Genomic DNA, 11,597 nt, shown 5'->3' with positions numbered 1-11,597 from the left:
ATGCTCGCGAAGAATTCAAAGACGGCGCGTTGGTCGGCAGGGTCGCGATACCCGACCTGCTTGAACCAGCCGCACACACACACCACATCAGGAGCTTTTAATGGCCGGCATTCTCGACACGGTAGATCAACGCACGCAACTGGTGGGTGAGAATCGCCTGGAGATTCTCATGTTTCGCCTGGCCGGGCGGCAGCTGTTCGCGATCAACGTGTTCAAGGTGCAGGAAGTCCTGCAGTTGCCCAAGCTGACCCTGATGCCCCAGCGTCATCCGTTTGTGTGTGGCGTGGTCAACCTGCGCGGCCAGACCCTGCCGGTGATCGACCTGTCGCAGGCGATTGGCATGCGTCCGCTGGTGCCGGGGCCCAACAGCACGATTATCGTCACCGAGTACAACCGCTCGGTGCAGGCGTTCCTGGTGGGCGGTGTGGACCGCATCGTCAACATGAACTGGGAAGCCATCCTGCCGCCACCGGCCAGCGCCGGTCGCCAGCACTACCTCACCGCCATCAGCAAGGTCGATGACCAGTTGGTGGAAATCATCGACGTGGAAAAAGTCCTCGCCGAAATCGTGCCGTACAACGCCAAGGTCTCCCGCGAGAAACTCGAAGACCCGGTGCTGGAGCGCGCCCGTGGCCGCGAAGTGCTGCTGGTGGACGACTCCAATGTGGCCCTGTCGCAATTGCGCGACACCCTTGGCCAGCTTGGGGTGAAAATGCACATCGCCAGTGATGGCCTCAAGGCGCTGAACATGCTCAAGGCCTGGGCCGACAGCGGCCAGGTGATGACCGACAAACTGCTGATGATCTTTACCGACGCCGAAATGCCGGAGATGGACGGCTACCGCCTGACCACTGAAATCCGCAACGACCCGCGCCTGCGTGGGCTTTACGTGGTGCTGCACACCTCGCTGTCGGGCAGCTTCAACGACTCGATGGTGAAAAAGGTCGGTTGCGATAACTTCCTGTCCAAATTCCAGCCCGACAAGCTGGTGGATGTGGTGCGCCAACGCCTGATGCTGGATGAAGTGCCGGCCTGATTGTCTTTAAGGGGAAGCTGTAGTTGGGCGAGTTGGCTCTTTGTGGCGAGCAGGCTTGCCCTGCGTTGGGCTGCGCAGCGGCCCCATGAGGACGCTGCGGTGTCTCAGTAGAACTGCGGCGTCTGGTTGTGGGGCTGCTTCGCAGCCCAACGCGGGGCAAGCCCGCTCGCCACAGAAGGCCGCGCGCCAGGGTAAGTCTGGGTGGCACGCTGAGTCTGCGCGTTGCACCTGCTTGTTGGCTGTGGGGGCGTCGTCCTTTGATTCCGGGGGCTGCCTGCTATAGGGTGGCGCTTTGTCCCCTCAGGAACGCAGGCTCATGCTTCGTCTCAGCGCGTTGTACCGTTATCCCTTGAAGTCCGGCAAGGCCGAAGCCTTGCAGCAGGTCGGTCTGGATCAACTTGGGCTGGACGGGGATCGACGCTGGATGTTGGTGGACGCAGCCAGCGGGCGATTTCTGACGCAGCGGGCGGTGGCGAAGATGAGCCAGTTGTCGGCGTTGTGGAACAGCGCCGGCGGCTTGACCTTGAGCACGCCAGGCATGGCGCCGCTGGAGGTGGCCTTGCCCGGCAGCGACGCCGAACTGCGCGGGGTGACGATCTGGCGCGATACCCTGCGTGTGCCGGATGCCGGCGATGCGGCGGCGGCCTGGGTCAGTGACTTTATCGGCAAAGCCACGCGGCTGGTGCAGATGCCACTGGCCCGTGCACGCAGCACCGAGGCCGGTTTCGGCAAAGATAACGACCAGGTGGCGTTTGCCGACGGCTACCCGCTGTTGTTGATCGGTCAGGCGTCCGTGGACGACCTTTCCCGGCAGGTCGGCCGGCCCATGGAAATGCTGCGTTTTCGTCCCAATCTGGTGATCGAAGGCAGTCAAGCGTACGCCGAAGACGGCTGGAAGCGCCTACGTATCGGCGACGTTGAGTTCCGAGTGGTCAAGCCCTGCGCACGTTGCATCCTCACCACGATCGACCCCGCGACCGGCGAACGCAGCGCCGATCGCGAACCCTTCGCCACGCTCGATGCCTATCGCAAGACGGAACACGGCGCCCTGTTCGGCCAGAACCTGGTCAACGATGACCTCGGCCGTCTGGAAGTGGGCATGCCGGTGACCGTCATCGAGTAACACATTCGCGCATAAAAAATGCCCGTCTCCTGCGAGACGGGCATTTTTTTGACCGGTGCAACCCTTAGCCGCGGTATTCGCACAGGTAAGCAGTGTCTACCGCGACCTTCAGCTGGAACTTGCTGTTGGCCGGTACGTTGAACTGGCTGCCGGCGGCGAAGGTTTCCCAGTCTGCGTCTGGCAGTTTCACGGTCAGGGCGCCGGACACCACGTGCATGATTTCACGCTGGGCGGTGCCGAATTCGTATTCACCCGGGGCCATTACGCCGATGGTCGCCGGACCTTCTGCGGTGCCGAAAGCGATCGACTTGACGGTGCCGTCGAAGTATTCGTTGACTTTAAACATGGGTGAATCCTCGAAAAGTGGATTAAGGCTTGCTGCTCCGTATGGACGTGCCTGGCTTCGCTCAGGCGCACGCCATCACCGGCACGCCGGCTCCTACAGAACAGCAGGATATTGGAAAAGGCCGGCCAGTATGCCCAAGCCTTTGCGCGCTGCCTAGACCGGCAAAATCAATGGCAGCAGGCGCGCGGTGTTGCGCGCATCTTCCAGCGCCCGGTGTTGCTGACCCTGAAACTGCATCCCCGCCAATTGCAGCGCGCCGTTGAGACCCAGCGGCTTATCCAGGCGCCGGGCCTTGGCAAAGCGCTGCTTGAGGTTCACATGCGGCGTTTGTGCGAGCGCGCTGGCCAGGCCATGGCGTTGCCATTCGAGTTCAAGCTGCTTGCGATCGTAGTCGCCCCAGCTGGCCCAGCCTTCCAGGCGCGTGTGATGTTGGCCCAGCCAGCGTTCGAAGAGTGGCCACACGTCGGTCATCGGCGCAGCGGCGTCGATGTTGGCCTGGGTGATGTGGGTGAGCTGTCGGCAGAACGGCGTCAGCAACGGCCGACGCAGCGGCCGCACAAAGCGCTGGAAGTGATTCAGTTCACGGCCTTGGCGGTTCACCAGGCTCGCGCCGATCTCGATGACTTCCATCTCCGTCACGGGCCAGCCGCCTTCATCCGTTGTGGCTTCAAGGTCAATAATCAGCCAATGAGGCATCGCGCAGGTTCCCGTACTCGTCCCTTCCTGATGGGGATAGAGCGTAGCCGGGCCTTGTAGTTCCGCCTAGGGCTTTTCGATCTCCAGTAAAACCTGGCGATTGCGCACCTGAGCGCCCGCAATCACCTGTACGCTTTTGATCACGCCGTCGATGCCGGCCGTCAGCGGATGCTCCATCTTCATCGCTTCGAGCACCAGCAGCAGCTGGCCCTGGCTGACACGCTGACCGGCGCTGACCCGAATATCGACAATGGCACCGTCCATCGGCGCCTTGACGGTGCCGCTGCCGGCATCGGCCTGGCGGCTGGCGACCTGCTGGGTACGGTTGATCACCCGCACGCCGGGCAGCCAGAGCTGGGTATCGTCGAGGTGATAGGCGACGCGGCGGCGCACGCCGTTGATCTCCAGCGTGGCCCGACGGCCGTCGGTACTGAGGTTGCGAATGTCGATGCCGTTGGCCTGCAGGTGGTTGGCGTGCAAAACGCTCACGGCGACCGCGTGGGGTGCGTCGTTAATATCCAGCCGATAAGTCCAAGGCACGCTGGCGTTGTTGCGCCAGCCCGTTAAACCTGGGGAGTGGGTACCGGCGCTGTGTTGATAAAACAGCGCGGCGGCCAGGGCGATCTGTTCATTCGTGGCTGCCTGGCGGGGAATGTCACTGAAGTGCGCGGCGATGAATCCGGTGCTGAAATCGCCGGCGATAAAGTCCGGGTGTTCAAGCAGATCGGCGAGCAATCGCTGGTTGGTCGTTACGCCCAGCAATACCGTGTCTTGGACTGCTCGCAGCAGTTTGCGCCGGGCTTCTTCACGGGTGGCGCCGTGCGCGATGATCTTGCCGAGCATGGCGTCGTAGAACGGGCTGATGCGCTGGCCTTCGAGTACGCCGTGGTCGGTCCGCACGCCGACGGCAGGCTCCCAGCGCAGCACGTCACCGGTTTGCGGCACAAAGCCCTGGGCCGGGTCTTCGGCGTACAGGCGCACTTCCAGGGCGTGGCCGCTCAGGGTCACGTCGGCCTGTGTGAGTGGCAGCGGTTCACCGGCGGCAATTTGCAGTTGCCAGGCCACCAGGTCGAGGCCGGTGATCAGCTCGGTAACGGGGTGCTCCACTTGCAGGCGCGTGTTCATTTCCAGGAAATAGAATTGGCCGTCGCGGTCGAGCAGGAATTCCACGGTGCCGGCGCCCACGTAACTGACCGCCCGCCCGGCCTTCAGGGCAGCTTCGCCCATGGCGTGGCGCAGTTGCGGGGTCATCACAGGGCAGGGGGCTTCCTCGATGACTTTCTGGTGGCGGCGCTGGATCGAGCAATCGCGTTCGCCCAGGTAGATGAGCTGGCCGTGGCTGTCGCCGAACAGTTGAATTTCGACATGGCGCGGGTCGATCAGCGCGCGCTCAAGGATCAGTTCGTCGCTGCCGAAGGCGTTCATCGCTTCCGAGCGGGCGGTGCGCAGTGCGTCGAGCAGTTGGCTGGCGTCGTGCACCAGGCGCATGCCGCGCCCGCCGCCGCCGGCGCTGGCCTTGATCATCAGGGGGTAGCCAATGCACTTGGCTTGCTCTTGCAGGCTGGCGTCGTCTTGGCGGTTGCCTTGGTAACCGGGTATGCACGGCACGCCAGCCTCGAGCATGGCCAGTTTGGACAGGCGCTTGCTGCCCATCAGTTCGATGGCCTCAACGCTTGGGCCGATGAAGGTGATGTTCGCGTGTTGGCAGGCGCGGGCGAAGTCGGCGTTTTCGGAGAGAAAGCCATAGCCGGGGTGGATGGCGTCGGCGCCCGTGATGTTGGCTGCGTTGAGAATGGCGGCGATGTTGAGGTACGACTGCTGGACGGGCGCCGGGCCGATGTTGACGGCTTCGTCGGCCATCTGCACGTGCAGGGCCTGGGCGTCGGCATCGCTGTAGACCGCCACGGTGCGGTAGCCCAGGGCCTGGGCGGTGCGCTGGATGCGACAGGCAATTTCGCCGCGGTTGGCGATCAGGATTTTGCTGAATGGGGGCATTGGTTTATCCCTGGGTAATCGGGTGTTTGTTCTGGCCCCATCGCAGGCAAGCCAGCTCCCACCTTGAAAGGCGTTTCAACGGTGGGAGCTGGCTTGCCTGCGATGGCGTCATTTGCACCAACCTGGCTTGCGCTTCTGCACAAAAGCCTGCGTCCCCTCTATTCCTTCCACGCCCGTCACCGCCTCGGCAAACCACTGCGCTCCGCGATCCAGCACCGCCTCAAGCGGCTCGTCGGCACTGGCCAGCAACAGCGCTTTAGTCCGCGCATTCGCGCCCGGCGCACACTGCAGCACGTGTCCCAACACCTCATCCAGGCGCTGCGCCAATGCCTGCGCATCGCTCTCGGCAAAATGCACCACGCCCAAGCGCTGCGCCTCAAGCCCATCAAACCGCGCCGCGGTCAGCGCCAGCCGGCGCGCCTGGGTCAGGCCAATCCGCTTGACCACAAACGGCGCAATCTGCGCTGGCAACAAGCCTAAGCTGGTTTCCGGCAAGCCGAATCGCGCCTGGTGATCGGCGATCGCAATGTCACTCACACACGCCAGCCCAAACCCGCCCCCCAGCACGGCGCCTTGCAGCACCACGATCACCACTTGCGGCACCGCCTCAACTTCTTGCAGCAAGGTGCCAAACGCGCGGTTCAGCGCCTGCAAATGCGCCGTGCCGCCGGCGGTGACCATGTCTTTCACATCCGCCCCCGCGCAGAAATGCCCACCCGCGCCGCTGATCACCAGCGCGCGCACCTGGCTGTCGAGCTGCGCCAACACCGCCCGCAGTTCGTTGACCATCTCCAGGCTCATGGCATTGCGATGCGCCGGGCGATTGAGGGTGATGTGCAGCACGCCGTTATGCGGTTCGAGCAGCAAGGTATTCATGATTTTTTCCCAGGCAGCGTGCCCATCAATTTGCAGATGATGCCCAGCATGATTTCGTCGGCGCCGCCGCCAATCGACACCAGCCGCACGTCGCGGTAGGCGCGGGCCACCGGGTTGTCCCACATAAAACCCATGCCGCCCCAGTATTGCAGGCAGCTGTCGCTGACCTCACGGCCCAGGCGCCCGGCCTTGAGCTTGGCCATGGACGCCAGGCGGGTCACGTCCTGGCCTTTGATGTACTGCTCGGTGGCCTGGTAGACCAGCGCGCGCAGGCATTCGATTTCAGTGGCCAGTTCGGCCAGGCGAAAGTGAATGACCTGGTTGTCGATCAGCGCTTTGCCGAAGGTCTGGCGTTCTTTGCAGTACTCAATGGTGCTGTCGATGCAGTATTCCAGGCCCTTGATCATGTTGGCCGCGCCAAACAGGCGTTCTTCCTGGAACTGCAGCATTTGCATCATGAAGCCCGCCCCTTCGTGGCCGATGCGATTGCGCTGCGGCACGCGCACACCGTCGAAGAACACCTGGGCAGTCTCGGAGCTGTGCATGCCGAGTTTTTCCAGCGGTGGGCTGACGCTGATGCCCGGCGTGTTCATCGGCACCATGATCAGCGACTTGTTGATGTGCGGCTTGTCGTCGGAGGTGTTGGCCAGCAGGCAAATGAAGTCGGCGCTGGGCGAGTTGGTGATCCACATTTTGCTGCCGTTGATCACGTAGTCGTCGCCGTCTTTGCGTGCATGGGTTTTCAGCCCGGCGACGTCGGAGCCGGCGCCGGTTTCCGAGACACCGATGCAGCCGACCTGCTCGCCGCTGATGGCCGGGCGCAGGAACTCGTCGCGCAGTTCATCGCTGCCGAAGCGGGCGAGGGCGGGGGTGCACATGTCGGTCTGCACGCCGATGGACATCGGGATGCCGCCGCAGCGGATGGTGCCGAACTCTTCCGCCGCAACAATGGCGTAACTGTAATCCAGGCCCATGCCGCCGAATGACTCCGGCTTGGAAATGCCCAGCAGGCCGAGGTCACCGGCCTTGCGAAAGATCTCGTGAATGGGGAAGCGCCCGGCTTTTTCCCATTCGTCCACATGCGGGTTGATCTCGCGATCGACGAAGGCGCGCACGGTGCGGCGCAGTTCCTGATGTTCCTGGGTAAAAATCATTGTTGTTGTTCTCCTTTAGAAACGCGCCACGCCGAAGCTGTTGGGCTGCAACTGCCGCCTCTGGGCCTCATGGCAAATGTCCAGCAGGTAACCCAGCAGCGTGCGGGTATCGCGTGGGTCGATCAGCCCGTCGTCCCACAGATTCGCGCTGCCATAGAGCGCGGTGGACTGGCTGTCGAGCTTCTGCGCGGTGACCTGTTCGAGCATGTCGAGCACCTTGGGGTCGGGCACCAAACCCTCCTTCAATTGCTTGGCCTCGGTGACGATGCGCAGCACCTTGCCCGCCTGCGCACCACCCATCACCGCCGTGCGGCTGTTGGGCCAGGCGAAGATAAAGCGCGGGTCCAGGCCGCGGCCGCACATGGCGTAGTTGCCGGCGCCGTAGGAGCCGCCGACCACCACCGTGAGTTTAGGCACCCGCGCATTGGCCACTGCCTGGATCATCTTCGCGCCGTGTTTGATCACGCCGTGTTGCTCCGACTCGGTGCCCACCATGAAACCGGTGGTGTTGTGCAGGAACAGCAGTGGCGTGCGGCTCTGGTCGCACAGCTGGATAAATTGCGCGGCCTTGCTCGCGCCTTTGGGCGTGATCGGGCCGTTATTGCCGATCACGCCGACGGCGCGGCCTTGGATGTGCAAATGGCCGCAGACGGTGTGGGCGTCGAACTCGCCCTTGAATTCGAGGAAGTTGGAACCGTCGGCCAGGCGCGCGAGGATTTCGCGCACGTCGTAGGGTTTTTTCGGGTCGTCGGGGATCAGCCCCAGCAGCTCTTCGATGGGGTACAGCGGTTCTGTGTAACTGCGTGTTGGCGCACGCGGCAGGCGCTCATCCCAAGGCAACAGGCTGACGATTTCGCGCACGATGCGCACGCCGTCGGCGTCGTTTTCGGCCAGGTATTCGGCGGTGCCGGCGGTTTGCGCGTGCATCTGGGCGCCGCCGAGTTCCTCATCGGTGGCCACTTCGCCGGTGGCGGCCTTGAGCAGCGGCGGTCCGGCGAGAAACAGCTTGGCCTTGCCGCGCACCACCACCACGTAATCCGACAGCCCCGGCTGATATGCACCGCCGGCCGTGGCCGAGCCGTGCACCACGGTGATTTGCGGCAGGCCCATGGCCGACATGCGCGCCTGGTTGGCAAAGCTGCGGGCGCCCTCGACGAAAATCTCGGCGGCGTAGTTGAGGTTGGCACCGCCGCTTTCGGCAAGCGTCACCACCGGCAGTTTGTTTTCCATGGCGATCTGTTGCAGGCGCAGGGATTTTTTCAGCCCCGTGGGGGAAATAGTGCCGCCCTTGATCGCACTGTTGTTGGCCACCACCAACATGCGCACGCCACTGACGTAGCCGATGCCGGCGATCAAACCGCCGCCGGCTGCGCTGCCGTCTTTGTCGTCGTGGAGTTTGTAGCCGGCCAGGCTGGCCAGTTCCAGGAACGGCGCGCCGGGGTCCAGCAGCAGGTTGAGGCGCTCGCGGGGCAGCAGTTGGCCGCGCGTGTCGAACTTGGCTTTGGCTTCCTGCGCCTTGCTGAGCAGGGCGTGCTCCAGCTGGCGCAACTGCGCGATGGCGGCCAGCATCGCCTCGCGGTTTTGCGCGAACTGCGGGCTATGGGCGTCGATCAAGCTTTCAATCACCGGCATGATTTATTGCTCCGCCTTGAGCACATCGGGCAGGTAGGCACGGTGGAAACCATTGAACGGCTCGCTCGGCGGTTGCGCCTTGGGCAGCGGCCAGGCGCGGCTGCCCAGGCTGGCGGCGCCGTCGATGCGCAAGGTGCTGCCGCTGATGAACGCGGCGGCGGGGCTGAGCAGGAACACGATGGCCGCGCTGACCTCCGATTCGGTGCCGATCCGCTTGAGCGGCACGTGCTCGCGCAGGGTCGGGATCACCGCCTTGAAGGCGCCTTCGTAGGTGTCCATGCCGCTGGAGGCAATCCAGCCCGGCGCCACGGCGTTGACGCGCACCCCGGCGTAGCCCCATTCGAAGGCGGCGGTTTTGGTGAAGTTGTCCATGCCCGACCTGGCTGCGCCCGAGTGGCCCATGCCGGGCATGCCGCCCCACATGTCGGCGAGCATGTTGACGATGGCGCCGCCGTGTTTGCTCATGGATTGATTGAACACTTCCCGCGCCATCAGGAAACCGCCGACCAAGTTGGTGCGCAGCACGGTTTCAAAGCCCTTTTGATTGATCGAGGCCAGGGGTGACGGGTATTGGCCGCCGGCGTTATTCACCAGCCCGTGAATCGGCCCGTGTGCGTGGAGGATCTGCGTAACCAGCGCCTTCACCGCGTCTTCATCGCGAATATCGCAAGCCTGCCAATGCGCCGTGCCGCCGTCTTCGGCGATTTCCGCTGCCACCGTTTGCAGTTTTTCCGGTTTGCGCCCCACCAGAATCACTTGAGCGCCGAGGGCTGCGAGTTCATGCGCGGTGCAGCGGCCAATGCCACTGCCGCCACCGGTGACGATCACGGTTTGCCCGTGGAACAGGTCGGCTTTGAAGATTGAGTCGAAGGCCACGGCAACGCTCCTTTTATTTGAGTTGATCGGCGATGTGTTGCGGCACGGCGATGGGGATTTCCAGCAGTTGCTGGGCGAAGGCTTTGCCCTGCGGGTCGATGCGCAGGCTGGCGATACCGCCGCCGCCCAAGGCGTTTTCCAGCAGGAAATTCAGGCTGTGGCTGCCAGGCATGTACCAGCGTTCGACGCGGCCGTGGAAGGGGTCGAGCACGTGGCTCATCCAGTCGACGATCACTTGCGGGGTCAGCACTTCGGCGATCCACGGCAAGTAGTCGGGATGGCGGGCGATCACGCCGATATTGCTGTGGTTGCCCTTGTCGCCGGAGCGCGCGACGGCCAGTTTCACCAGCGGCACGCTGGCGTCGGCGCGGCCCTGGGGCTTGGGCGGGTCGATCGGCTCAGCCGGGGTGACCAGTGGCGCAGAGGCGGGCAGTTCAATGGCGTGGCGCTGGCCTTGGAAGTCGATCACCAGCTCGCAGGATGATTTATCGATCAGGAACGAAAACAGCCGAATCAATGGGTACACCGTCGGCCGCCCACCAACAATTCCGGTTAACCCCGGCGCCATGCCGGTGGCTGCCTGGGCGATCTCGCGGGCGAACAGCACCAGCGCCTGTTTGCTCGGGTGCCGCACTGCCAGCTTGACCACCACTTCGCGGCAATCCTGACGCTGGGCGTGCGCGCCGTAGGTGGCTTCGCTGCCGAGCAGTTCGATGTTGACCTCGGTGTAAGGCGCCCAGCCGCGCTGGCTGAACAGTTCCGAAGTCTTGTTGATGAGCGCCTGGCTGACACGCTCGGCCTTGGCCACCGCGTCGATCCCGGCGATCAGGCAGCTGGCGGTGCAACGAAAACCGTCCGGGTAGGTGGCGCTGACTTTGTACTGATCGGTGGGCGGCAAACCTTTGGCGCCGTGCAGGCGCACTTGGTTTTTGCCTTGCTGCTGCAGTTTGACCTGGCTGAAATCGCAGATCACATCGGGCAGCAGGTAGGCGCGCGGGTCGCCGATTTCATACAGCAACTGTTCGGCCACGCTGAGTTCGCTGATCAGCCCGCCCGTGCCGTCGACTTTATTGACGGTGAACTGGCCGTCGGCGCTGACCTCGACGATGGGAAAACCAATGTGCTCGTAGTCCGGCACGTCACGCCAATCGGTGAAGTTGCCGCCCGTGCATTGCGCGCCGCATTCGATGATGTGCCCGGCGAGGGCAGCTTGGGCGAGGCGGTCATAGTCCTGCCATGACCAGTTGAATTCGTGCACCAATGCGGCGCTGACCACGGCGCTGTCGACCACGCGGCCGGTGATCACGATGTCGGCGCCCAGCGCAAGTGCCTGGGCAATGCCCGGCGCGCCGAGGTAGGCGTTGGCCGACACGCACATCGGCGGCAGCGGCGCGCCGTTGAACATATCGCTGACGCCGTGCAGGTGCTTGAGCTGCGGTTGCAGGTCATCGCCCAGCAGCACGGCGATTTTCAGCGGGATTTGCGCCTTGTCGCAGGCCGCTTGCAGGGCGGCGGCGCACGCTTGCGGGTTGATGCCGCCGGCATTGCTGATCACGCGGATGCTCTGGCGCTGGATGTCACCCAGCAGCGGCGTGAGCACTTCGACGAAATCCGTGGCGTATCCGGCCTGAGGGTCTTTCATTCGTGCGCCGGCAAGGATCGACAGGGTGACTTCCGCCAAATAGTCGAACACCAGGTAATCCAGCGCGCCGCCGTGTACCAACTGGGCGGCGGCGGTGCAGGTGTCACCCCAGAAGGCGCCGGCGCAGCCGATACGTACCGTCTTGCTCATGAGAAATCCGTCCTCGAATGGCTGGCGTCGAGACTACCAAGCAAGCGCTTGGTTTGTAAACTCTGTACACA

The 11,597-nt window shown here is 63.6% G+C and carries 10 protein-coding genes; 2 read left to right on the top strand and 8 right to left on the bottom strand.

What is annotated here, in order from left to right; translation table 11 throughout:
• Positions 1–100 precede the first annotated feature (100 nt).
• Positions 101–1,036: a chemotaxis protein CheV gene (locus ACP7B3_RS06070; RefSeq protein WP_017134971.1), complete on the top strand. Its 936-nt coding sequence runs from the start codon at positions 101–103 to the stop codon at positions 1,034–1,036.
• Positions 1,037–1,352: 316 nt separating this feature from the next.
• Entirely contained in the window at positions 1,353–2,159 is an 807-nt protein-coding gene (locus tag ACP7B3_RS06065; protein WP_426178435.1) for an MOSC domain-containing protein, read from the top strand.
• Positions 2,160–2,223: 64 nt separating this feature from the next.
• Here ACP7B3_RS06065 and ACP7B3_RS06060 read toward each other — a convergent pair whose 3' ends face one another.
• The 8 genes from ACP7B3_RS06060 to ACP7B3_RS06025 form a co-directional block, all read right to left on the bottom strand.
• Positions 2,224–2,505, bottom strand: a complete 282-nt coding sequence (locus tag ACP7B3_RS06060) for a pyrimidine/purine nucleoside phosphorylase (RefSeq protein WP_106576484.1) — start codon at positions 2,503–2,505, stop codon at positions 2,224–2,226.
• 153 nt (positions 2,506–2,658) lie between these two features.
• On the bottom strand, positions 2,659–3,201 hold the full coding sequence (locus ACP7B3_RS06055) for an exonuclease domain-containing protein (protein ID WP_426178434.1): 543 nt from the start codon (positions 3,199–3,201) through the stop codon (positions 2,659–2,661).
• 66 nt (positions 3,202–3,267) lie between these two features.
• Entirely contained in the window at positions 3,268–5,196 is a 1,929-nt protein-coding gene (locus tag ACP7B3_RS06050; RefSeq protein WP_426178433.1) for an acetyl/propionyl/methylcrotonyl-CoA carboxylase subunit alpha, read from the bottom strand.
• A gap of 108 nt (positions 5,197–5,304) precedes the next feature.
• The gene (locus ACP7B3_RS06045) at positions 5,305–6,072 is read right to left on the bottom strand and encodes an enoyl-CoA hydratase/isomerase family protein (RefSeq protein ID WP_426178432.1); all 768 of its coding nucleotides are present in this window, start codon (positions 6,070–6,072) and stop codon (positions 5,305–5,307) included.
• Positions 6,069–7,226 carry a citronellyl-CoA dehydrogenase gene (gene atuD / locus ACP7B3_RS06040; RefSeq protein WP_426178431.1) on the bottom strand — a complete coding sequence of 386 codons (1,158 nt, stop codon included), beginning with the start codon at positions 7,224–7,226 and terminating at the stop codon, positions 6,069–6,071. The genes ACP7B3_RS06045 and atuD overlap by 4 nt, the downstream gene beginning before the upstream one ends.
• Before the next feature lie 15 nt (positions 7,227–7,241).
• The gene (atuC, locus tag ACP7B3_RS06035; RefSeq protein WP_416362911.1) at positions 7,242–8,858 is read right to left on the bottom strand and encodes a geranyl-CoA carboxylase subunit beta; all 1,617 of its coding nucleotides are present in this window, start codon (positions 8,856–8,858) and stop codon (positions 7,242–7,244) included.
• A 3-nt stretch (positions 8,859–8,861) separates the two neighbouring features.
• Positions 8,862–9,734: an SDR family oxidoreductase gene (locus ACP7B3_RS06030; RefSeq protein ID WP_426178430.1), complete on the bottom strand. Its 873-nt coding sequence runs from the start codon at positions 9,732–9,734 to the stop codon at positions 8,862–8,864.
• Between the two features lie 13 nt (positions 9,735–9,747).
• Positions 9,748–11,526 carry an acyclic terpene utilization AtuA family protein gene (locus tag ACP7B3_RS06025; RefSeq protein ID WP_426178429.1) on the bottom strand — a complete coding sequence of 593 codons (1,779 nt, stop codon included), beginning with the start codon at positions 11,524–11,526 and terminating at the stop codon, positions 9,748–9,750.
• Positions 11,527–11,597: the final 71 nt, after the last annotated feature.

The organism is Pseudomonas sp. TWRC1-2 (assembly GCF_049896685.1).
Classification (GTDB): Bacteria; Pseudomonadota; Gammaproteobacteria; order Pseudomonadales; family Pseudomonadaceae; genus Aquipseudomonas.
The sequence above is the reverse complement of the archived record's forward strand: the minus strand, read 5'-3'. Positions and strand labels throughout refer to the sequence as shown.